At 68.7% G+C, this 20,810-nt stretch carries 21 protein-coding genes; 12 read left to right on the top strand and 9 right to left on the bottom strand.

What is annotated here, in order from left to right:
• The first annotated feature begins 50 nt into the window (after positions 1–50).
• A complete protein-coding gene (locus BLU81_RS16960; RefSeq protein ID WP_092545559.1) occupies positions 51–965 on the top strand; it encodes an Acg family FMN-binding oxidoreductase in 915 nt (304 codons plus the stop codon).
• On the opposite strand, the gene BLU81_RS16955 is transcribed toward BLU81_RS16960, so the two are convergent.
• Positions 940–1,347 (bottom strand): DUF2000 domain-containing protein, encoded by a 408-nt coding sequence (locus BLU81_RS16955; protein WP_092545558.1) that lies wholly within the window; start codon positions 1,345–1,347, stop codon positions 940–942. The genes BLU81_RS16960 and BLU81_RS16955 overlap by 26 nt on opposite strands.
• On the opposite strand from BLU81_RS16955, the gene BLU81_RS16950 reads away from it, so the two are divergent.
• The 4 genes from BLU81_RS16950 to BLU81_RS48340 all read left to right on the top strand — a co-directional run bounded on the left by BLU81_RS16950 (position 1,346) and on the right by BLU81_RS48340 (position 4,989).
• Positions 1,346–2,206: a helix-turn-helix transcriptional regulator gene (locus BLU81_RS16950; protein ID WP_092545557.1), complete on the top strand. Its 861-nt coding sequence runs from the start codon at positions 1,346–1,348 to the stop codon at positions 2,204–2,206. The two genes, BLU81_RS16955 and BLU81_RS16950, sit on opposite strands and share 2 nt — an antisense overlap.
• Before the next feature lie 393 nt (positions 2,207–2,599).
• A complete protein-coding gene (locus tag BLU81_RS16945) occupies positions 2,600–3,853 on the top strand; it encodes an MFS transporter (protein ID WP_231954595.1) in 1,254 nt (417 codons plus the stop codon).
• A 568-nt stretch (positions 3,854–4,421) separates the two neighbouring features.
• Positions 4,422–4,817: a nucleotidyltransferase family protein gene (locus tag BLU81_RS16940; RefSeq protein ID WP_157751641.1), complete on the top strand. Its 396-nt coding sequence runs from the start codon at positions 4,422–4,424 to the stop codon at positions 4,815–4,817.
• 1 nt (position 4,818) lies between these two features.
• Positions 4,819–4,989 carry a hypothetical protein gene (locus tag BLU81_RS48340; RefSeq protein ID WP_157751640.1) on the top strand — a complete coding sequence of 57 codons (171 nt, stop codon included), beginning with the start codon at positions 4,819–4,821 and terminating at the stop codon, positions 4,987–4,989.
• A 191-nt stretch (positions 4,990–5,180) separates the two neighbouring features.
• Here BLU81_RS48340 and BLU81_RS16935 read toward each other — a convergent pair whose 3' ends face one another.
• Positions 5,181–6,380 carry an ROK family transcriptional regulator gene (locus BLU81_RS16935; protein ID WP_092545554.1) on the bottom strand — a complete coding sequence of 400 codons (1,200 nt, stop codon included), beginning with the start codon at positions 6,378–6,380 and terminating at the stop codon, positions 5,181–5,183.
• Positions 6,381–6,672: 292 nt separating this feature from the next.
• Here BLU81_RS16935 and chvE point away from each other — a divergent pair, with 292 nt between their 5' ends.
• The 3 genes from chvE (at position 6,673) to mmsB (ending at position 10,615) form a co-directional block, all read left to right on the top strand.
• Positions 6,673–7,797: a multiple monosaccharide ABC transporter substrate-binding protein gene (gene chvE, locus BLU81_RS16930; protein ID WP_197686256.1), complete on the top strand. Its 1,125-nt coding sequence runs from the start codon at positions 6,673–6,675 to the stop codon at positions 7,795–7,797.
• Between the two features lie 71 nt (positions 7,798–7,868).
• Positions 7,869–9,422: a multiple monosaccharide ABC transporter ATP-binding protein gene (gene mmsA, locus BLU81_RS16925; RefSeq protein ID WP_092545553.1), complete on the top strand. Its 1,554-nt coding sequence runs from the start codon at positions 7,869–7,871 to the stop codon at positions 9,420–9,422.
• The gene (mmsB, locus tag BLU81_RS16920; protein ID WP_231954593.1) at positions 9,419–10,615 is read left to right on the top strand and encodes a multiple monosaccharide ABC transporter permease; all 1,197 of its coding nucleotides are present in this window, start codon (positions 9,419–9,421) and stop codon (positions 10,613–10,615) included. Before mmsA ends, mmsB begins: the two co-directional genes overlap by 4 nt.
• Positions 10,616–10,688: 73 nt before the next feature.
• Here the strand turns inward: mmsB and BLU81_RS16915 are convergent, their stop codons facing one another.
• The 3 genes from BLU81_RS16915 to BLU81_RS16905 all read right to left on the bottom strand — a co-directional run bounded on the left by BLU81_RS16915 (position 10,689) and on the right by BLU81_RS16905 (position 13,166).
• Complete coding sequence (locus BLU81_RS16915; protein ID WP_172890564.1) at positions 10,689–11,219, bottom strand: cupin domain-containing protein; 531 nt, start codon at positions 11,217–11,219, stop codon at positions 10,689–10,691.
• Entirely contained in the window at positions 11,207–12,124 is a 918-nt protein-coding gene (locus BLU81_RS16910) for an MBL fold metallo-hydrolase (protein ID WP_197686254.1), read from the bottom strand. The genes BLU81_RS16915 and BLU81_RS16910 overlap by 13 nt, the downstream gene beginning before the upstream one ends.
• 106 nt (positions 12,125–12,230) lie before the next feature.
• Positions 12,231–13,166: a LysR family transcriptional regulator gene (locus BLU81_RS16905; protein ID WP_092545552.1), complete on the bottom strand. Its 936-nt coding sequence runs from the start codon at positions 13,164–13,166 to the stop codon at positions 12,231–12,233.
• Positions 13,167–13,176: 10 nt separating this feature from the next.
• Here BLU81_RS16905 and BLU81_RS16900 point away from each other — a divergent pair, with 10 nt between their 5' ends.
• Positions 13,177–14,088 (top strand): LysR family transcriptional regulator, encoded by a 912-nt coding sequence (locus BLU81_RS16900; protein ID WP_092545551.1) that lies wholly within the window; start codon positions 13,177–13,179, stop codon positions 14,086–14,088.
• A gap of 19 nt (positions 14,089–14,107) precedes the next feature.
• Here the strand turns inward: BLU81_RS16900 and BLU81_RS16895 are convergent, their stop codons facing one another.
• Genes BLU81_RS16895 through BLU81_RS16880 form a run of 4 tightly spaced genes read right to left on the bottom strand, consistent with a single transcriptional unit; the run spans position 14,108 to position 17,979 of the window.
• Positions 14,108–15,229 (bottom strand): FAD-dependent monooxygenase, encoded by a 1,122-nt coding sequence (locus BLU81_RS16895; RefSeq protein WP_092545550.1) that lies wholly within the window; start codon positions 15,227–15,229, stop codon positions 14,108–14,110.
• Complete coding sequence (locus BLU81_RS16890) at positions 15,226–16,029, bottom strand: ATP-binding cassette domain-containing protein (RefSeq protein WP_092545549.1); 804 nt, start codon at positions 16,027–16,029, stop codon at positions 15,226–15,228. Before BLU81_RS16890 ends, BLU81_RS16895 begins: the two co-directional genes overlap by 4 nt.
• Position 16,030: 1 nt before the next feature.
• Positions 16,031–17,020 (bottom strand): ABC transporter permease, encoded by a 990-nt coding sequence (locus BLU81_RS16885; RefSeq protein ID WP_092545548.1) that lies wholly within the window; start codon positions 17,018–17,020, stop codon positions 16,031–16,033.
• A complete protein-coding gene (locus tag BLU81_RS16880; protein WP_092545547.1) occupies positions 17,017–17,979 on the bottom strand; it encodes a sugar ABC transporter substrate-binding protein in 963 nt (320 codons plus the stop codon). The genes BLU81_RS16885 and BLU81_RS16880 overlap by 4 nt, the downstream gene beginning before the upstream one ends.
• Before the next feature lie 189 nt (positions 17,980–18,168).
• Here BLU81_RS16880 and BLU81_RS16875 point away from each other — a divergent pair, with 189 nt between their 5' ends.
• From BLU81_RS16875 to BLU81_RS16865, 3 genes are read left to right on the top strand one after another with little or no spacing between them, the layout of a single operon-like run.
• Positions 18,169–18,459, top strand: a complete 291-nt coding sequence (locus BLU81_RS16875) for a putative quinol monooxygenase (RefSeq protein ID WP_092545546.1) — start codon at positions 18,169–18,171, stop codon at positions 18,457–18,459.
• 5 nt (positions 18,460–18,464) lie between these two features.
• Positions 18,465–19,445, top strand: coding sequence for a fumarylacetoacetate hydrolase family protein (locus tag BLU81_RS16870; RefSeq protein WP_092545545.1), 981 nt, complete (start codon positions 18,465–18,467; stop codon positions 19,443–19,445).
• Positions 19,446–19,447: 2 nt separating this feature from the next.
• Positions 19,448–20,782: an aldehyde dehydrogenase family protein gene (locus tag BLU81_RS16865; RefSeq protein ID WP_197686253.1), complete on the top strand. Its 1,335-nt coding sequence runs from the start codon at positions 19,448–19,450 to the stop codon at positions 20,780–20,782.
• Positions 20,783–20,810: the final 28 nt, after the last annotated feature.

Genomic DNA, 20,810 nt, shown 5'->3' with positions numbered 1-20,810 from the left:
CGGGCCTTATGGCCCTGCATGGTTCGGTTCGGGTGGATCAGGCTCGGGGTATGACTTCCCGGACGGCAGTTCTCGCGCACGCGGCACGCCAGGCTCGGCACGCGCCGTCGATCCTGAACACGCAGCCGTGGCAGTGGCGGATCGGGCGGCACACCGCCGAACTGCGCCCTGACCCCGCGCGGTTACTCGCGCACGTCGACCCGGACCGGCATCTCGCCCTGCTCAGTTGTGGTGCCGCCCTGCATCACGCGGTCGTGACGATCCGCGCGCAGGGCTGGGACCTGGCCGTCGAACGCGGAACCGACCCGCTCGCCCGGATCACCCTCGCCGGGACGGCGGCGCCCGAGTTCACCGAGCTCGCCGGGGCCATCGCGCACCGGTACACCGACCGGCGTGCCTTCGGCGCCCAGCCACCGTCCGGCGAGACCATCGCGGAGCTGCGCCGGGTGGTTCTTCCGCACGGGTTCGACACGCATCTGGTACGCCGGGACGAGGTCCCGCTGCTGGCCGCCGCCACCGCCCGGGCCGCCGGCGACGCCGCCCACCGTCCCGGTCACACGGCCGAGGTCGCGCAGTGGGCGTCCGGCGGGTCGTCGGCCGGTGGGGTCCGGCCGGTGCCGATGCGGGCGCTGCACGGCCCGGCAACCGGTGACGGTGACGTCGGCGCCCGTTACCTGATCCTGCACAGCACTCTCGGCGGGGACTGGCTGCGGGCGGGCGAAGCCCTGTCGGCGCTGCTGCTCACCGCGACGGTCCGGGGTGTCGCGTGTTCGCCGATGAGTGAACTCGTCGAAGCGCCGTGGCCGCGGGGCCTGCTCGGAACCCTGATCGGCGGGGCGGTCCACCCCTACCTGGTGATCCGCATCGGCTACCCGGTCATCGGCGAACCGCCTCCGGCCGCTGCCCGGCGTCCGGAGGCGGAGACGACGTCCTACCTGTTCACCGGTGCATCAGCGCACCTTTGAAGATCTTGTCGACGGTGTTGCGGGGGCCGTACACGGCGATACCGACCAGATCCAGATCGGCGGTACGGACGGCGCGTACCGCGTCCCGGTTGGCCGCGTCATGTCCGGTCGCGAACAGGTCCGAGGTGAAGACGGACAGCCGGGTCCGGCCCAGCGCCTTCGTGTGAGCCGCCGTGAGCAGTTCCTTGCCGCCCTGGAAGACCATCACCGGCTGGCGGAACATCGGCAGGTACTCGACGTCGTCGGCGTCGACGTAGGGCTGCCCGACCACCTCCGGAACCGTGGAACCCAGCCCCGAGACGAGAAAAGCGGTGACGTTCAGCCGCTGCCAGGTCAGCAGGTCGTCCCGCAACAGCACGGCAATCTTGGTTTCGAACCTCATGCAACCATCGTTTCCCGAGCCCACACCCCGGGTCTTGTACGATTTTGACGTGCCCGTGCACGCCGGCCATCCGTCGCCGCTCCGAGCCTGGCGGCCACCACTGCCCGGAGTCGCCGAGGTGCTGCACGCCCGTTTCGACGAGCACGCCTACCCGATGCACGCCCATGACACGTGGACGGTGCTGCTCGTCGACGCCGGCGCCGTCCGTTACGACCTGGACCGGCACTCCCGCGGCGCCTTCGGTGATCTGGTCACCGTCCTGCCGCCCCGGATCCCGCACAACGGCACGTCGGCCCGGCCCGGCGGCTTCCGCAAACGTGTCCTCTACCTGGAGGAGGACCAGTTACCGGCCGGCCTGATCGGCGCCAGCGTCGACGCACCCGCGATCACCGACGCCGCCCTGCACACCGCGATCTCCCGAGTGCACCGGCTGATCCGTGTCCCCGGCGACGCCCCGCTGGCCGGCAGCCTCCTGGCCCTGACTCTCGATCGTCTCCGCACCCACCTGGGCGACCCCGCCGGCCCGCGCCCACCGAGCCGGGCCGCCGCCCAGAGGCTCCGCGACCTGCTGGAAGCCAACATCGTCGACGGACTGTCCCTGCCCGCGGCGTCCGCGACCCTGCACTTCGCCCCCGCCCACCTGGTCAGATCGTTCCGCCAGGAGTTCGGCATGTCCCCCCACCAGTACCTGATCTCCCGTCGAGTCGACATGGCCCGCCGCCTGATCCTGACCGGCCACCCACTACGCCAGGTAGCCACCGACGCCGGCTTCCACGACCAGCCCCACCTGAACCGCCACTTCAAACGCATCCTCGGCGTCACCCCCGGCCATTTCGCCGGCCTCTCCACCACGTGCTGACGTCGCCGATCGACCTCGCGACGTGAAATCGCCGGGTACCCCCGCTCGCATCCGGCATTCGGCGACGCGAGGCAACTTCGCACACGGTCCGTTCGCGCCTTCCGGCTGTTGTCGTCCTCCAACCCCGCGGCGGTACGTTCCAGGTCGTCCCGCCGAATCCAGGTCGTCCCGCCGCGTCCCCGCAAGGCAGGCGGAACCTCCAGCCCGACCCGCGACCGCCGGGCCGAATGCGACCCTCACCGAAAAATCCCGCCCGCAACCTCCGGCCGCGGCGTGCGCCCGGCCTGGTCTGGTGTTCCGCCTGTGCCGGGGAAGAAGTCCGTCCAGATTGGACCACTTGGTGTTCCGGCATGTTAGAACCGGTAGACCCGATTTTGACCTGTGGGGAGAACCTTGTCTCGGTTGCCTGGTGCCGGCCTCTTCCTCGTCCGGGACTTCCGTCGATTCTTCGCCGCGACGGTCGCCGGGCAGCTCGCGGATCGGTTCGTGTTCCTGGCGTTGCCGCTGGTGGCGATTCTGTGGCTGGACGCGGGCGAGTTCGAGGTGGGTGTTCTCACCGCCATGACCACGGCCGGGTCGCTGCTGATCGGGCTGCCGGCGGGGGCGTGGGTCGATCGCTGGCGCAAACGGCCGGTTCTGATCGGTGCGGATCTGGTGCGTGCGGTACTCCTGCTGGTCGTCCCGGTCGCCTGGTGGGCGGATGCGCTGACGATCTGGCTGCTGTTCGGGGTCGCGCTCGCGCACGGACTGGCAACGGTGCTGTTCGATGTCGGCTACACCAGTTACCTGCCGGCTCTGGTCGGCCGGGAGCACCTGGTCGAGGGCAACTCGAAGATTGCCGCGGCGCGTTCCGCGGTCAGTGTCGGTGGCCCCGGAGCGGCCGGGCCGTTGGTCGCTTGGCTGGGGGCGCCGTTGACGCTTGTGGCGAGTTCGGCCGGCCTGCTGCTGTCCGCTCTCGGGATGTGGGGTGTCGGTAAACCCGAGCCGGTTGTGGAGGCGACCGGTGACCGGCGGTTGATGCGGGAGATCGGGGAGGGGCTGCGGTTCGTGCTCGGCCACCCGCTGTTGCGGCCGATGCTGTTCACGGACGGGGTGTTCAGCCTGTTCCTGGTCACCTACCAGACGATGCTGCTGGTGTTCCTGTCCCGGCATGTCGGCCTGGGGTCGTTCGGTATCGGTCTGACGCTGTCCGCGATGGCAGGCGGTGGGCTGGCCGGTGCGCTGGTGGCACGGCGGGTGATCACCCGGATCGGGCCGGGCCCGGCCGTCTGCCTGGCGCCGCTGTGCACGGCCCCGGCCGCGATGTTCATGCCGATGACCCGGGCGGGATGGCCGTTGTGGCTCGCGATGGCCGGACTGGCTCTGGTCTCGATGGGCGGCGTGGTCCGGCTGATCGCTCAGGTGGGCCTCCAGCAGACCGCTACCCCTGATCGTCTGCTCGGCCGGATGAGCGCCACCGTCCGTTTCGTCCAGTGGGGCGGTATGCCGCTCGCCGGTCTGCTCGGCGGTGCGCTCGGGGGCCTGCTCGGTGCACCCGCCGTGCTGTGGATCGGCGCGGCCGGAATGACCGCCGCGTTCCTGCCCGCCCTGCTGTCACCGCTGCGAACCACCCGAGAAATGCCCACGGCGGTACCGAAGCCGCGATGACACCGGCCGGAGAGCGCTGGCCGGCATGACACCGGGTGGTGGGCGCGGGCCGGACAGCAGGGCGGCCCGGTAGCAGCGGTGAGCGGCGCGGGCCGCGGGAGGGGAACCGGGACGTCGTGGACCACCGAGCGGGCTGCGCCGATCGCGGGGACTTGCTGGCCGTAGGTCCAGCCCCACCTGAACCGCCACTTCAAACGCATCCTCAGCGTCACCTCGGGCTGTTTCGCCATTCGTCCCTCCGAATAGACAGCACCTGCTTTCCAACCGCTCGTTCACCCCATCGTGTTAAGCGGTCGAGAAGACCCGAGACAAGCCCTTATCGTCTGCCCGTGCCGCTGCCAATCTCAGGTACGAAATTCGACAAGCTCGGCGTCCGGCTCCGGGATGCCGAACAGATCACGGCTGTGGACTCCGAGTTGTTGGAGCTCGTACCCGCCGCTTACGACGACGCTTTAGCGGATGTCCGCGATCGCCTTCGTGCCGTGGGCCTCGAACCGACCATGCGACTCAAGACAAGGAGTCTCGGGTCCTGGATCGCAGGAAGGAGCCGAGTTTCGGCTACCGCGCGGTGCACGTCGTCCTCTTCGTCGAGCGCCTCCCCGTTGAAGTGCAGGTCCGAACCGACCTCCAACACCGTTGGGCGGAGGTCATTGAGAAGTTGGGCGATCGGTGGGGGCGCGGCCTGCGTCATGGCGATGGCGTAGCGGAGCCCGAAAGGATTGCGGTCACGTCAGGAGATGGGCATGTGACGCGGGCGGCTTTTCTGGCCGAGGTGCAGTCGCTGGGCGACAGGCTCGATGGGTTCGAGCAGCTCGGCCTCGAGATTTCGCAGCTGGCTGCGGCCATCCGGACGCCGGACCCCAAGATCAAAGAACTTCACCGGCGGGCCCGTACCGTAGAGAGCGGTCTGCGCGACAGGTTGCAGATGCTGCTCGGCCAGTGCGACTGCGACGAGATGGGGTGAGATGGTGAATTATTACTTAATCGTCTTTGAGCGCACGATCGGTCGGATACTTCGCAACGACACCTATACGGACCGGCACGAAGCGCTTCGGGAGCGCTTCAAGGCGGAACGCGGCTACCAGGGTGACGGCGACATCGAGGTCGTGGTTTTAGCGGCTGATTCTCCCGGCTGAAGATTTCGGTGAGGGTCGCATTCGGCCCGGCGGTCGCGGGTCGGCCGGGAGGGGACACGCCTGCCTCGCGGCGACGAGGCGGGGCGGTCTGGATTCGGCGGGGCGGTTGGAACGTACCGGCGCCGGGTTGAAGAAACGACGACTGCCGGGAGGCCCGGTAGAAGCGGTGAGTGGCGCGGGCCGGGGGTGGGTCAGCGGGTCAGCCAGCGCAGTGGGTTGGTCAGGACGTCGTGGATCACTGAGCGGGCGGCGCCGATCGCGGGGGCTTCCGGGCCGTAAGTGGCGACCTGGACCGTCGGGATGGCCCAGGGGGCGCCGAGGAACTGGGTGGACAGTTCGTGTTCGATCGGTGGGGACATCCAGGGGGCCAGTTCGCGGTATATGCCGCCCAGGACCACGTGGGTGAGGTCCAGGAGGTTGAGGCAGCCGGCGAGGGTGTCGCCGAGGACGTGGCCGGCTCGGGTCAGGGCTTTCACGGTGGCGGGGCAGCCGGCTCGGGCTCGTTCGGCCAGGACGGCGACGGTGGGGCGGACGCCGAAGCTGGTGCCGGCGTCGGATCCGATGCCGGCGGCTCGGAGGATGGCCTCCTGGCCGGCGTATCGCTCCAGGCAACCTCGGCGGCCGCACGGGCAGGGTGGGCCGTCGCGGTCGACGGTGAGGTGGCCGATCTCGCCGGACCAGCCGTGGGCGCCGCGGTAGAGGGTGCCGTCGAGGACGATGCCGGCGCCGACGCCGATCTGGCCGCTGACGAACAGGTAGCTGGCGTGGCGGCGTAGTAGGGCCGATTCGGACAGCGCCGCGTAGTTGGCCTCGTTGTCGAGTGTGGTGCGGCCGTCGTGGATGTCGGCGGGCAGGACTTCGGTGACGTCCAGGTCACGCCAGCCGAGGTTGGGGGCGAGGGTGACCTTGGTGTGGGCGCGGTCGACGATGCCGGGGACGGCGACGGCGCTGCCGCACAGGGTGAGGCCGTCGGCGTCGGCGGCCTGCTGGGCGCCGCGGGCCAGGCGGGCGATCCGGTCGAGGATCTCGCGGGTGGTGTGGCCGCGCTGGTCTTCGGCGAGGACGTGTTTGTAGCGCAGGGCGCCGGTCAGGTCGACGACGCAGACGGCGGTGTAGTCGACGTTGACGTCGATGCCGAGGCCGGCGGGGCCGTCGTCGCGCAGGCCGAGGGCGGTGGCGGGGCGGCCGGCTTTGGCGGCGCCCTTGTGGAAGCCGGTCTCCTTGACGAGGCCGCCGGTGATCAGTTCGTCGATGAGGCTGGACGCGGTGGACCGGTTGAGGCCGGTGCGGGCGGCGATTCCGGCCCGGGAGATACCGTCGGTGGCGTCGGCGACGTGGCGCAGCGCCAGGGACAGGTGCGCGGCTCGTGGATTGACCGTTCCGGTCTGCATCGTCCCTCCTTCGCGTGAGTGACGCCACGATAGCGGTCTGTCGAAGGGGGACCCTGGCGGGATTAGTCGCTGGTGCCAACAAATAGGATGCCCCGAGTTTGATCACGGGCTGTGCGGGCTTTCGCCTCCGGGTACCTCGGTTGATGGCCTCCTCGGTCACGGGGAGTGTTACACAGCCGTTACGGACCCCTTCGTGAAACCTGCTCGTAAGCGCCGTATGTTGTGCCCAGCAACAAATCGAAGCTGAATGCGGCCCGAAACCCCCCGGGCCCGATTGAAAGGAGACGCCGAGGTGTCCAAGAACTTCCGGGTCCTCGCGTCGGTCGCCATGGCTGCAACTCTGGCCGCGACTTCCGCTTGCAGCAGCACCCGCGACGCCGAGGAGTCCACCTCCGGTTCGTCGGGCTCCGGTGGCGGCCTGGTCGGCATCGCCATGCCGACCCGCAGCCTGGAGCGCTGGAACAACGACGGCGCGCACCTCGACGATCTGCTGAAGAAGGCCGGTTACACGACCTCGCTGCAGTTCGCCGACAACAAGGTGGACCAGCAGATCACCCAGATCGAGAACATGATCAACCAGAACGCCAAGGTTCTGGTCGTCGCCTCGATCGACGGCACCGCGCTCAGCCCGGTGCTCGAGAAGGCCGCCACCGCCAAGATCAAGGTCATCGCGTACGACCGCCTGATCAACGGCACGCCGAACGTGGACTACTACGCCACCTTCGACAACTACCTGGTCGGCAAGCTCCAGGGCCAGTTCATCGAGGAGAAGCTGGGCCTCAAGGACGGCAAGGGCCCGTTCAACCTCGAGCCCTTCGCCGGCTCGTCGGACGACAACAACGCCAAGTTCTTCTTCAACGGCGCGTGGGACGTTCTCAAGCCGTACGTCGAGAGCGGCAAGCTGGTCATCCCGTCGGGCAAGAAGATCGCCGGCGAAGAGGACTGGAAGACCGTCTCCATCACCGGCTGGAAGTCCGAGACCGCGCAGGCGGAGATGGACAACCGTCTCAACTCGTTCTACACCGGTGGCAAGAAGGTCAACGTCGTTCTCTCCCCGAACGACTCCCTCGCGCTGGGTATCGCGCAGTCGCTGGCGTCCAAGGGCTACAAGCCGGGCGCTGACTACCCGATCCTGACCGGTCAGGACGCCGACCTGGCGAACGTCAAGAACATCCAGGCCGACACGCAGTCCATGACGGTCTGGAAGGACACCCGCACCCTGGGTGACCAGGTTGCCAAGATGATCGACGCGATCGTCAAGGGCACCACGGTCGAGGTCAACGACGAGAAGACCTACAACAACGGCAACAAGGTCGTCCCGTCGTACCTGCTCCCGCCGGTGGTCGTCGTCAAGGACGACATCAAGACCAAGCTGGTCGACTCCGGCTTCTACACCGCCGACAAGCTCGGCCTGTAAGTCGCAACCGGCCGGGTCCCCGCGAGGGGGCCCGGCCGTTCCGGTCGGACCTAGAGCAAGCGAGTCGTACGATGGCCAACGACACGACCCCGATCCTGGAGATGCGGGGGATCACCAAGACCTTCCCGGGCGTCAAGGCGCTCTCGGACGTCACGCTGAGCGTGGCCCGCGGGGAGGTCCACGCCATTTGTGGCGAGAACGGCGCTGGTAAGTCGACGCTGATGAAGGTTCTCAGCGGCGTCTACGGGCACGGCTCCTACGAGGGCGACATCGTCTTCGAGGGCGAGACCTGCAAGTTCAAGACGACCCGTGACTCCGAGGAGCGCGGCATCGTCATCATCCACCAGGAGCTCGCGCTCAGCCCGTACCTGTCGATCGCCGAGAACATCTTCCTCGGCAACGAGCGGGCCTCGGGCGGCGTGATCAACTGGGCGCAGACGAACCGGCAGGCTGCCGACCTGCTGGAGCGCGTCGGCCTGAACGAGCAGCCGGACACCAAGATCATGGACATCGGTGTCGGTAAGCAGCAGCTCGTCGAGATCGCCAAGGCCCTGTCCAAGAAGGTCAAGCTGCTCATCCTCGACGAGCCGACCGCGGCCCTGAACGACGAGGACAGCGCTCACCTGCTCGGTCTGCTGCGCCAGCTCAAGGCCGAGGGCATCACGTCGATCATCATCTCGCACAAGCTCAACGAGATCGCCGCGATCGCCGACAGCACGACGATCATCCGCGACGGCCAGAGCATCGAGACCCTCGACATGCACGGGGTGGAGCCGGTCTCCGAGGACCGCATCATTCGTACGATGGTCGGCCGGGACCTGGAGAACCGCTACCCGGATCACACGCCGACCATCGGCGAGGAGATCCTGCGGATCGAGAACTGGACAGTGCACCACCCGAACGACCCGAGCCGGGTCGTGGTGGACAACGCCCAGCTCAACGTGCGGGCCGGCGAGATCGTCGGGATCGCCGGGCTGATGGGCGCCGGCCGGACCGAGCTGGCGATGAGCGTGTTCGGCCACAGCTACGGCTCCGGGATCTCCGGCCAGCTGTTCCTGCACGGCAAGCCGGTCAGTATCAAGACCGTGTCGGCGGCCATCGAGAACGGCATCGCCTACGCCACCGAGGACCGCAAGCACTACGGCTTGAACCTGATCGAGGACATCAAGCGCAACACCACCGCGGCGCGGCTGACGAAGATCGCCCGTCTCGGCGTGGTGAACGCCGCCAAGGAGATCACCATCTCCGAGCAGTACCGCAAGGACATGCGCACCAAGACGCCCAGCGTCGACGTGCAGGTGGGCAAGCTGTCCGGCGGTAACCAGCAGAAGGTGGTGCTCAGCCGGTGGCTGTTCGCCGAGCCTGAGGTGCTGATCCTCGACGAGCCGACGCGCGGTATCGACGTCGGCGCCAAGTACGAGATCTACGAGATCATCAACAAGCTTGCCGACTCCGGCAAAGCCGTCATCGTGATCTCGTCCGAGCTGCCCGAGCTGCTCGGCATCTGCGACCGGATCTACGCGATGAGCCAGGGGCGCATCACCGGTCAGCTGCCCCGCGCCGAGGCCTCGCAGGAGAGCCTCATGCGTTACATGACCATGGAGAAGAGCGGAGCAACCCGGTGAGCACGGCCACCAAGACCAAGACCGAGGGCGGCTCGCTCGCCGGCTACCTCGGCGGCAACCTGAAGCAGTACGTGATGGTCGCGGCGCTGGTCGTGATCACCCTGTGGTTCCAGTTCGACACCAACGGACTGATGCTGCTGCCGAACAACGTCGTGTCGCTGATCCAGCAGAACGCGTACGTGTTCATCCTGACCATCGGCATGGTCATGATCATCGTGGCGGGTCACATCGACCTGTCGGTCGGTTCGGTGGTCGCCTTCGTCGGCGGCCTCACCGGTCTGATGGTCATGCAGTGGGACGTGGCGTGGCCGGTCGCGGTCCTGCTGGCGATCATCATCGGCGGCATCGTCGGCGCGTGGCAGGGCTTCTGGGTCGCGTACGTCGGCATCCCGGCGTTCATCGTCACCCTCGGCGGCATGCTGCTGTTCCGCGGTCTGGCGATCTACTTCGTCGGCACCACCGTCGGTGGCCTGCCCAGCGACTTCAACGCCCTGGCCAACGGCGCGCTGCCGAACTGGCTCGGTTTCCTCGGCAACCTCGACACGGTCTCTGTCGTGATCGGCGCGGTCGCCGCGCTCGGCCTGCTGATCAGCCAGATCCGCACCCGTCGCGAGCTGGTCCGCAACGACCTGCGCACCGAGCCGTTCATCGCGTTCGTCGTCAAGGCGGTCGTCGGTATCGCGGCCATCGGCTACCTCACCTGGCTGCTGGCCAACAGCGCCGGCGGTATGCCGATCGTCCTGATCATCGTGGGCGTGCTGGTCCTGCTCTACTCGTTCATCATGAACAACACGATCTTCGGTCGGCACATCTACGCGATGGGTGGCAACCTGCCCGCCGCCATGCTGTCCGGGGTGAAGACCAAGCGGGTCAACTTCCTGCTGTTCGTCAACATGGGCATGCTCGCCGGTGTCGCCGCGGTCATCACCACCGCCCGCGCCGGTTCCGCGGTCGCCTCGGCCGGCCAGAACTACGAGCTGGACGCCATCGCCGCCGCCTTCATCGGTGGCACCGCCGTCACCGGTGGCGTCGGCAAGGTCACCGGCGCCATCATCGGCGCGCTCATCATGGGCGTGCTCAACATGGGCCTGTCGATCACGAACGTCGTGCCCGAGTGGCAGATGGTCATCAAGGGCCTGGTGCTCATCGTCGCCGTCGCCTTCGACATCCTGAACAAGCGGCGCGGCAAGTAAGACCTTCTTGGGGGGATGAGGGGGGTGCCGCCTGGGACGGCGCCCCCCTTGTTTATTGCGTCAAGACCGCAAGTCAAGACCGCATCAAGCCGGACAGGCCGCCCGGCAACGAGGTCGCCAGCGAATCGTCGAACTCGCCGTCGACCAGGATGAAGACCACCTTCGCCGGCACGTCGCCACGGTTGGCCCAGGCGTGGTCGGTTCCGCGTTGCACCACCACGTCACCGGCGTGCAACGTCACCTCCGAGTCGTCCAGGATCAGCGTGATCGAGCCCTCCAGGACGATGCCGTAGTCGATCGACGCGGTCCGGTGCACCGGTGACTGCAGGCCACGGGCGTCCAGGTGACCGGGCCGGAACTCGTTGATCCGGATCTTCGTGCCGGACGGCGGCGGCGGGACGGCGAGAGACTGTTCGGTCGGCTCGGACGGCTCTGCGGCCAGGATCCGGGCCGGGGCGCCGGTGGTGTTCCAGATCTCGTGGAAGGCCACCCCGTCGGCGGGCAGTTCCCGGCTGACCGGCACCGGCCCGTCCGACAGCACCACCGACACACCGCCGGGCGTGTGGCCGGTGACGACCCGGCGCGGCGGGGTCAGGCGTGACATGCGATCGGCCCACCGTGGAAGGCGACCATGTCCGGCCACACCGACGCCACGGTCAGCCGGTGATCGGCCGGGTTGCCGGCCAGCTCGGAATACGCCCGGTGCAGGTTGCCGACGAACCTCTCGGTCTCCGCCCACCCCTGATAGGGATTGTCGCGGTGCTTCACGGCGGCTTCCAAAGGCGACAACCCTTGCTGGTACGCCGACGCGGCCACGTCCGCGACGAAGGCGACGTACGCGTCCAGGCCGTCCAGCAGCTTCCCGACCTCGTCGCCGCGGCACACCGGCCCGTGCCCCGGCACCAGCACCTCGGGCGCGAGAGCCCGCATGTGCGCGATGGCGGCACGGAACCCGGCCACCGACCCTTCCAGCAGGAACGGCTGCCCGCCCGCGAACGCCAGGTCCCCGGCGAACAGCACCCGCTGTTCCGGCAGCCACACCACTACGTCGTTGCTGGTGTGCGCCCGCCCGACGTGCTGCAACGCGACCGGGAAGTCCGCCAGATGAAGCGTCATCGTGTCGTTGAAGGTGAGGTTCGGCGGGCGCAGCACCAGGTTCCCGTAATCCGGGGCGGTGATCACCTTCGTCGCCTCCAGCCCCGCGGCCAGCACCTCGTCCCGGCACTTCTCGTGCCCGATCACCAGGGTCTGCGCCGGCAGGAACCCGTTGCCGTACGTGTGATCCGGATGGTGATGGGTATTCACCACTGCCAGCGGCGCCGCGTGCAGGGACGCCAGCATCGCCCGGTTCCGGCGTTCGGTCGACGTGGTGTCGACCAGGATCGCCGTGCCCGCGGCGTCGGCGATCACCCCACAGTTGTTCACCATCCAGCCGCCGTCCGGCTGCACGTAGGCGTGCACACCCTCGGTCAGCCGATCCACATACGGGTTGCCGTCGTCCCAGGTCACTGGATGCTCCTTCGTGTCGGCAGTCACACCATGGGACATCCACGGCAGCACCGGTGACAAGAAGTGAAGGCATCGCCACCAGCGATCGCTGGCATACGAGAAACGCCTACTCGGCCTCGACCGCCACCGCCACGTCGTAGAGCAGCCGCTGTAACCACGCCACGCCCGGATCGCGTTCCCGGCCGCCGTACCAGTGGGCCGCCTCGGTGATGTGGACCGTTTCGAGGGGCGTACGAGCAATGGTCAAGTCCAGAAAGGTGAGGCATCGGCGGGCCAGCCGGGACGGCATGAACGCGCACATCTCGGTGCCGGCCACCGCGAATGGCAACGTCAACAGGCTCGTCACCTGCACCAGCACGGTCCGGTCGGCCAGCCCGTGCCGTTCCAGAGCCTTCTCCAACGGGCGTTTGTGCTCGCCGGCGGCACTGAACTCGGCCACCGCGTGCGCCATCGCCGCCAGATCGTCCACGGTCAGCGCCCCACCGGACAGCCGCGGATTGTCCCGGGCCACCACACACACCAGGTGATCGGTGAACACCGGCTGGGTCTGCCCCGGAAAGTCGAAACCCAGCGGCCCGACGATCAGGTCCCGGCGCATCAGCTGCGTCTCCAACTGGGCCCCGAACACGTCGAGCACGTCCAGAGCCACCGAACACCCCGGCGCCTGCTCGGCGATCAGACGGGTCAACGGCTCGGCGAGCACGGTCATCGCGTACTCCGACATGCTCACCCGGAACCGCCGGGTACTGGACGCCTCGTCGAACTCGCGCTGCGTCCCCAGGAGGGCCTCCGCGGCCTCCACCGCTTCGGCGACGGCCGGCCGCAGACGTTCGGCGAGCGGGCTCAGATCAAAACCGCGCCCCGATCTTACGAGTAACTCGTCGGAGAAATGCCGCCGCAACCGGATCAGGGCGCTGCTCATCGCCGACTGACTCATCGTCATCCGCTCGCCCGCATGGGTCAGGTTCCGCTCCTCCAGCAGAGCGTGCAGCGACAACAACAGATTGGCGTCGACTTCCCGCAGCCGTTCCTTCACCGTCATAGTCTCCGGTATGACCCTGGGTGGGACCGACCTCAACCTGCTGCTCTTTCTCCGGGTTCTGCTGGAGGAGGGGAACGTGACCCGGGCCGGCGCCCGCCTGGAGGTCGGGCAGCCGGCGATGAGCGCGGCCCTGGCCAAACTGCGGCGCCGCTTCGATGACGAGCTGCTGGTGCGGTCGGGACGCGACTACGAGCTGACGCCGTTCGCCCGGGATCTGCTGCCCGAGGCGCAGCGGGCGGTCCGTCTGATCGCGCGGGCCCTCGATCTGGAGGACGACTTCGACGCCTCCACCAGCGAGCGGGTGTTCCGCCTGGCGATGAGCGATTACGCCATCGCGGTCCTGCACGAGCCGTTGGTACGTCATCTACGGGCCAAGGCGCCGGGCGTACGGCTGTCGATCGAACGTATCGGGCCGAAGGCTCGCACCTCCGAACGTACCCTGCTGGAATTCGACAGCCTGGTCGCCCCGATGGGGTTCGGGTTCCAGGGCGAACGTAAACCGCTGTGGCGTGACCGGATGGTGCTGATCGCCGACCGCCGTCACCCGCGCCTGACCGGCGGCGCCGGGCTCAGCCTCGCCGACCTGGCCGAACTGCCGCACGCGGTGGCCACTTTCGGGCCGGGTGTGCTCACCCCGGTCGACCGGGTCTTCGGCGAACACGGCATCGATCGCCGCATCGTGCTGCAGGTGCCCGGGTTCCTGCCGCTCGCGTTCGTGATCGAGGGCACCGAGATGGTGGCGGTCGTCCCGGAACGCCTGGCCCGCCTGCACCTGACCGGCGGCGGCCCGATCGTGATGATCGAGCCGCCGTTCGCCGAGGTGGTCCTGGCCGAGGGCTACTGGTACGGGCGGGACCGGCTCGCCGACCCCGCTCACCGCTGGTTGTTCGCCCGCTTCGACGAGCTGGCCGCCGAGTTGTAAAAGGCCGAGTCGTAGTCGCTCAGGCCGGCACGCACAGGGCGTGCAGGGTCTGGCCCATGATCCGGCCCGGGTCGGCGCCCGGCGTCTCCGGGTGGATCTCCCACTCGGCCAGGGTCAGGCTGTTGTCCAGGACCATCTTCACCCGCGGGAACCGGCGCGTGTGGAACGCCGGCAGCACCTGCTCGACCGGGTCACCGGCGGTGAGCATCTCGGCGAGCACCACCGCGTCCTCGGCGCACATGGCCGCGCCCTGGGCGATCAGCGGCGGGCAGGCGTGCGCGGCGTCGCCGATGATGACGATCCGTCCGCGGTGCCACGGGCCGTCCACCAGGACCGCTTCGATGTACTGGTAGTTGACGATCGCGTCGTCGGCGAGACTGTCGCGGACCTGGCCCCAGACCCCGCCGTACCCACGCCCGTGCTCTTTCATGATCTTGCCGTTGGGGTGTTCGCCGACCAGCGACCGATCCAGGTTCTCCTCCAGCAGGAACGCGTAGCAGAGCGTCTCCGAGATCGGCGTGTACCCGGCCTTGAACTTGGGGCCGCCGTAGTAGAGCCCGGACGAGTCCATCGCCTCGGGGCGTTCGGCGACGACCCGCCAGATGCCCATGCCGACCTTGTGCGGCTGCGCCTCGATCCCGATCATCCGCCGGGTCGACGACCGGATGCCGTCCGCGCCGACGACCAGGTCGAACGTCTCGGTGCTGCCGTCCGACAGGGTCGCCACCACATGATCACCGCGGTCGTCCAGGGCGGTGGCGGTGGCCCCCAGCCGCACGTCGACGCCGGCCTCGCGGACCCGCCGGGCCAGGATGTCGGCCAGGTCGGCGCGCAGCGCGCCCATCGTCGGCGGCACCGCCGCGCCACCCATCGGCGGTGCCGGCATCTCCATCATCTGCACCCCGTCGGCCCGGAACATCCGCAGCTTGTCGAAGGCGAAACCGTGTCCGGCCAGTTCGTCGTAGATGCCGACGGCGTGGAACGCCTTCAGCGCGTTGCCCTGCAGGGTGATGCCGTGGCCGACACCGCCCAGCGCGTGGCGCAGTTCGAGCAGCACGACCTGGACGCCGCGCTGGGCCAGGCCCAGCGCCAGCACACCGCCGGTGATGCCGCCGCCGATGACGAGAACTCGGGAGGTCATGGGTACTCCTGAAAGGTCTGGGAGGGGCGGGCGCCGGTGATCCAGCCGACGATGTGGTCCGGGTCGGTGCCGGCCATCGGTACGTCGGCCACCTTGCTGCCACGATTCAGCACGACGACCCGGTCGGCCACCTCGTGACACAGCGGAAGATTGTGGGTGACCAGAACGATCGCCACGCCCTGACCGGCCATCCGGCGGATCAGGGCCTCGACCTGCTTGGTCTGTTCATACCCGAGAGCGGCGGTGGGTTCGTCCAGAAGGAGGACCCCGTTGGTGTCGCCGGTTTCGGAAAGTGATCCGCTGACCCGGATCGCGCTGCGGGCCAGAGCGACCACCTGCCGTTGTCCGCCGGAGAGCATCTCCACCGGCCGGGTCATCGGCGCGGTGCGCACCCCGAGCCGGTCGAGTTCGGTCTCGGACCGCCGGCGCATCGCCTTGCGGTCGATGAAGCCGAGCCAGCCGAGTGGGCCCTTGTAGAGGATCTCCCGCCCGATGTTGAGGTTGGTGGAGATGTCCTGGGCGTCGATCAGAGCCAGATCCTGGTACACCATCTGGATCCCGGCGTCGGAGGCGTCGCTGGGGGAGTGGAACTCCACCTCCCGGCCGTGCACGGCGATGCTGCCGCCGCTCGGCCGGTGGGCGCCGGACATCACTTTGAGCAGCGTCGACTTGCCGGCGCCGTTGTCACCGAGCAGTCCGACCACCTCACCCGGTTCGACGTGGAAGTCGATACCGGCCAGGGCCCGGACGTACCCGTAGTGCATGTCGATGCCGCTCAGGCGCAGCGCGGAAGTGGACATGTCACACCTGCTTCTTGTGCACGGACAGGTTGGAGGACATCAGCCGGTTCGACACGGCGGTCTGCACGACCCGCTCCAGCAGCAGCGAGGCCAGCAGCAGCAGGCCGGTGATCACCGTCGCCCAGTAGGGCTGGACCCCGCGGATGGTCAGGCCGTTGGAGATGGTCGCCAGGATCAGCGCGCCGACCAGGACCCGCGGCAGGCTGCCCCGGCCGCCGGTCAGCGCCACCCCGGCCAGGGCGACCGCGGTCAGCGCGTTGAAGATGATGCTGGGGCTGGCCTCCGGGGTGGCCTCGGTGGTGATCGCCGCGGTGACCAGGCCACCGAGTGACGCGCACAGGCCGGAGATGACGAACCCGAGCACCTTGTAACGGTCGCTGTGGATGCCGGAGCGGCGGACCGCCTCAGCGTTGCCGCCGACGGCCATCAGCCGGACGCCTTCCCGGGTCCGGGTCAGGAACACCGTTCCCACGATGAACAGCGCCGCCACGATCCAGACCGGGGCGGGCACCCCGAGATAGCGGTCGGTGCCCATGAACGTCAGCCCGGTCAGGCCCGGGAAGGTGTAGCCGCCGGCGATCACCGCCGCCAGGCCGGAGAGTGCCGACAGGGTGCCGATGGTGACGATGATCGGGTTGAAGCCGCGCAGCGCGATCAGTCCGTTGACCAGCCCGACCATGATGCCGCAGGCCAGGGCGGTGAGCAGGGCCAGCCACACCGGCTGACCGTTGGTGATCAGCCAGCCGGCGGTGCAGGCGGAGAACGCGGCGGTGCCCGGCAGCGACAGGTCGAGCACCCCGGTCATCACGCCGAAACCGACCCCGGCCGCGAAGATCGCGGTCAGGGCGGCGGCGTTCGCGATGAGCAGCGCGTTGTCGAGGGTGGCGAAGTAGGGCGCGCACCAGAACGAGAACGCGACGATGACGACGCCCCAGAGCATGAAGATGCCACGGTCCCGGAGGAAGACCAGTGCCGAGACCGTCCGGGTCACTGCCCACTTCCCGCGGTGATCACCTTCTGCGGGGTGGCCAGCTGCTGTCCCTCGGCGGCCGGGTCGGCCATCATCGCGGTCAGCGTGTCGAACGACTGGACCATGTCGGCCTCGAACTGCAGGGCCACCGAGGCGTAGATCTTGCCGGCCTTGACGGCCTGCAGCACCTCGTCGTTGCCGCCGGTCTCGGTGATGCAGGGCAGTTGTTTACCGGCGGCGGCGAACGCGCCGACCGCTCCGAGGGCGCCCTCGTCGTTGTTGCCGATCACCGCGTCGGCGTCCGGGTTGCCCTGCAGGGCGTTGCCGATGTCGGTCTGTGCCTTGGCCCGTTCGCCGACCGTCACCTCGGTGACGATCTCCGCGCCGGGGGCGGTCGCCTTCAGGGCGTCCAGCTGTGCTTTCTCGACCTCGGCCTTGCCGGCGGTGCCGGCCGCGGACACGGTCAGGATCACCTTGGCCTTGCCACCGAGCTTCTCGTTGACACACTTGCCGAGTGATTCGCCGATCGCGGTGCCCTGCGCCGTGTAATCGATCTTGGCGAAGGTGATCCCGGGCTGCATGCCGGACAGCCCGTAATCCTCCGGCACCCCGTTGAGCACCAGCGGCACCTTCTTCTCCTGGGCCGTCTTCACCAGGTCGGACAGGGCGGCCGGCTGCACCGCGATCACCCAGGCGCCGCCGGCCCGGCCCGACTCGATGACGCTCTTCAGGTCGGTGAGCTGCTTCTGCGGGTCCAGGTTCGGGTCCTGCACCAGGACCTCGTAGCCCTTGCCGCCGCCGTAGGCCTTCACGCCCTCGGACAGGTTCTTCATCGCCGGGATCTTCAGCGCCAGGGCCGAGAACACGACGGTCTTGCCTGCGGAGGAGCCGCTGCCGTCGGCGGGCTGGGTGCCGCCGGAACCGCAGGCGCTCAGGAGGATGGTGCCGGCCATGAAAGGGGCGAATTTTTTCAGGTACATGTCAACTCCTGGGGCTTCGAGCGACAGCTGTTAACAAACGTGTGCTGGGTCACAGAGAACACCGGCCCGCTGTGCGAGGGAACCCCTCTCACGGTGATGGCAGGCATCGCCGTCCGGACTTTCTCCGGTCCGGGGGCGGCCACCTAGCGTGAAAGCGTCACAAACTCGAAACCGCACCGGAGGACTTTCATGGCCTACGTCGTCAGCGCCACCTGGACCGCCCAGCCCGGCCAGGAAGCGATCGTCCTCGACGCCATCGAGAAGCTGACCCCGCCGTCCCGGCAGGAACCCGGCAACCGCTTCTACCAGGCGTACCAGGATCCGGCCGAGCCCCTGATCTTCCGGCTCTTCGAGATCTACGACGACGAGGCCGCCTACGCCGCCCACGGGGCTTCCGAGCACTTCGCGGAGTACGCGCTGGGCCAGGCCATCCCGGTGCTCGCCCAGCGGGAGCGCGCCTTCTACACCACGATCGGCTGACGACCATGCGACTGGCAGCCTTCCAGCAGCCCGGCGCCGCCACCGGGCGCCGGGCCGGACTGGTCGTCGGCGAAGGCCCGAACTGGTGGGTGCACCCCTTCCCGGAGGGCACCGACCTGATCGAGCTGCTGGCCGCCGACCGCGACGACCGTGAGGCGGCCGCCGACACGGCCGCCCGCGGCGACGGGCTCCGGCCCGACCAGATCCGGCTGCTGCCCCCGGTCTACCCGGTGGCGATGCGCGACTTCCTCACCTTCGAACAGCACGTCGCCGGCGTCGGTAAAGGCATGCAGGGCCACGAGTTCGTGCCCGACGAGTGGTACGCCGCCCCGTCATTCCTGTTCATGGCCCCGCACGCGGTCACCGGCGGCTACGACGACGTGGCGATCGCCCCGGACACCGAACGCTTCGACTACGAGCTGGAACTGGCCGCGATCGTCTGCCGCGACGTGCACAACGCGACCACCGAACAGGCGCGCGCCGCGATCGGCGGCTACTGCGTGATGAACGACTGGTCGGCCCGGGACGTACAGGGCCGGGAGATGAAACTCGGACTCGGCCCGTCCAAGGGCAAGGACTTCGCCACCACCATCGGCCCGTGGGTGGTCACCGCCGACGAACTCGACGACCGTCGCGACGCCGACGGCTTCCTCGACCTGCGGATGACCGTCAAAGTCAACGGCGAGATCACCGGCGGCGACCGGTCCGGGCACATGGGATGGACCTTCGAACAGATGATCTCGTACGCCTCCCGGGCCTCGTGGGTCAAGAAAGGCGAGGTCATCGCCTCGGGGACGTGCGGAGGTGGCGCCCTGGCCGAAGCGTGGGGCCGCACCGGCGAACTGAACCCGCCGCCGCTGCGAGTCGGCGACGTCGTCGAGATGACCATCGAACGGCTCGGCACCATCCGCAACCGGATCGTCGCCCGCGACGACGTGGTGCCGCCGATCGTGCCGGCCCGCCGCCTCACCCGGTTGGAGGTGTGACCGTGCAGATCGTCACCCGCGACCCGGCCACCGGAGCCGAGCTGGGGCGTTATCCGGCCCACGACGACGACGCGATCGAACGGGCGCTGGCCGAGACCGCGGCTACCGCGGTGGCCTGGGCGGCCACGCCACTGCCGGAACGACTCGCCCTGCTGCGCACCGTGGGGAAGATCCTCACCGAACGCCGGGCGCAGTACGCCGCGCTGATCACCGCCGAGATGGGCAAACCGCTCGCCGAGTCGCTGGCCGAGATCGACAAGTGCGCCTGGAACTGCGAGGTAGTCGCCGATCTGGCCCCGGAGTGGCTCGCCGACCGGCCGATCGACTCGGGGGCGGCCCGGTCGTGGGTCAGCTACGAACCGCTCGGCGTGATATTCGCGGTGATGCCGTGGAACTTCCCGTTCTGGCAGGTCCTCCGGTTCGCCTGTGCCGCGCTGGCCGCCGGGAACGCCGCAGTACTCAAGCACAGTCCCGACGTCACCGGCTGTGCGCTGGCGATCGAGGAGCTGTTCGAGTCTCTCCAGCCGGGGATCTTCCGGGCCCTGGTCATCGACGCCGAGCGCGTGCCGGAGACTTGCGCTCGCATCGTCGCTGACCGGCGCATCGCCGCGGTCACGCTCACCGGCAGCGAACGGGCGGGCCTGGCCATCGCCGCGGCGGCCGGTGCGGCGCTCAAGAAGGCGGTGCTCGAACTCGGCGGCTCCGACCCGTTCGTGGTCCTCGCCGACGCCGATCTCGGCGGTGCCGCCGAAGCCGCGGCCCGCTCCCGCTTCGGCAACGCCGGCCAGAGCTGCGTCTCCGCGAAGCGGTTCATCGTGGTCGAGCCGGTCGCCGATGCGTTCGTCGCCGCACTACTGGGAGCTACAAAATCCGTGAGTATCGGTCCGTTGGCTCGCGCGGATCTACGCGACACCGTGATCCGGCAGATCGAGGAGACCGTAGCCGCAGGCGCAAAGCTGCTGGCGGGCGGCGGGACCGGCACGCCCGGGTATTTTGTGGAACCCACGATCCTGGACCACGTCACGCCCGGCATGACCGCCTTCGCCGAGGAGACCTTCGGCCCGGTCGCCGCGATCATCCGCGCCCGCGACGACGACCACGCGATCGCACTGGCCAACGACACCGACTTCGGCCTCGGGGCCTCGGTCTGGGGCGAACCGGAGCACGCCCTGGCCGTCGGCCGCCGCATCCGTTCCGGGGCCTTGTTCGTCAACGCCCCGGTCGCCTCCGACCCCCGGCTCCCGTTCGGCGGCACCGGCCGTAGCGGCTACGGCCGCGAGCTGTCCGCCGAGGGTGTCCGCGAGTTCACCAACGTCCGAACCATCGTGGCCGGCTGAGGCCCCGCTTGATTCTCGAAAGGAAAGG

It is taken from the genome of Actinoplanes derwentensis, from assembly GCF_900104725.1.
In the GTDB taxonomy this organism is placed as follows: Bacteria; Actinomycetota; Actinomycetes; order Mycobacteriales; family Micromonosporaceae; genus Actinoplanes; species Actinoplanes derwentensis.
Note: the sequence above shows the minus strand (reverse complement) of the source record. Positions and strands in the feature narration are given on the sequence as shown.

Excerpts from the sequence above, each read along its gene's own strand:
- BLU81_RS16875 (WP_092545546.1), top strand. The coding sequence starts at position 18,169 with ATGGCCTACGTCGTCAGCGCCACCTGGACCGCCCAGCCCGGCCAGGAA.
- BLU81_RS16905 (WP_092545552.1), bottom strand. The coding sequence starts at position 13,166 with ATGACGGTGAAGGAACGGCTGCGGGAAGTCGACGCCAATCTGTTGTTG.
- BLU81_RS16880 (WP_092545547.1), bottom strand. The coding sequence starts at position 17,979 with ATGTACCTGAAAAAATTCGCCCCTTTCATGGCCGGCACCATCCTCCTG.
- BLU81_RS16960 (WP_092545559.1), top strand. The coding sequence starts at position 51 with ATGACTTCCCGGACGGCAGTTCTCGCGCACGCGGCACGCCAGGCTCGG.
- BLU81_RS16935 (WP_092545554.1), bottom strand. The coding sequence starts at position 6,380 with ATGCAGACCGGAACGGTCAATCCACGAGCCGCGCACCTGTCCCTGGCG.
- BLU81_RS16950 (WP_092545557.1), top strand. The coding sequence starts at position 1,346 with ATGCAACCATCGTTTCCCGAGCCCACACCCCGGGTCTTGTACGATTTT.
- BLU81_RS16890 (WP_092545549.1), bottom strand. The coding sequence starts at position 16,029 with ATGTCCACTTCCGCGCTGCGCCTGAGCGGCATCGACATGCACTACGGG.
- BLU81_RS48340 (WP_157751640.1), top strand. The coding sequence starts at position 4,819 with ATGGTGAATTATTACTTAATCGTCTTTGAGCGCACGATCGGTCGGATA.
- BLU81_RS16870 (WP_092545545.1), top strand. The coding sequence starts at position 18,465 with ATGCGACTGGCAGCCTTCCAGCAGCCCGGCGCCGCCACCGGGCGCCGG.
- BLU81_RS16915 (WP_172890564.1), bottom strand. The coding sequence starts at position 11,219 with ATGTCACGCCTGACCCCGCCGCGCCGGGTCGTCACCGGCCACACGCCC.
- BLU81_RS16955 (WP_092545558.1), bottom strand. The coding sequence starts at position 1,347 with ATGAGGTTCGAAACCAAGATTGCCGTGCTGTTGCGGGACGACCTGCTG.
- BLU81_RS16900 (WP_092545551.1), top strand. The coding sequence starts at position 13,177 with ATGACCCTGGGTGGGACCGACCTCAACCTGCTGCTCTTTCTCCGGGTT.
- mmsA (WP_092545553.1), top strand. The coding sequence starts at position 7,869 with ATGGCCAACGACACGACCCCGATCCTGGAGATGCGGGGGATCACCAAG.
- BLU81_RS16895 (WP_092545550.1), bottom strand. The coding sequence starts at position 15,229 with ATGACCTCCCGAGTTCTCGTCATCGGCGGCGGCATCACCGGCGGTGTG.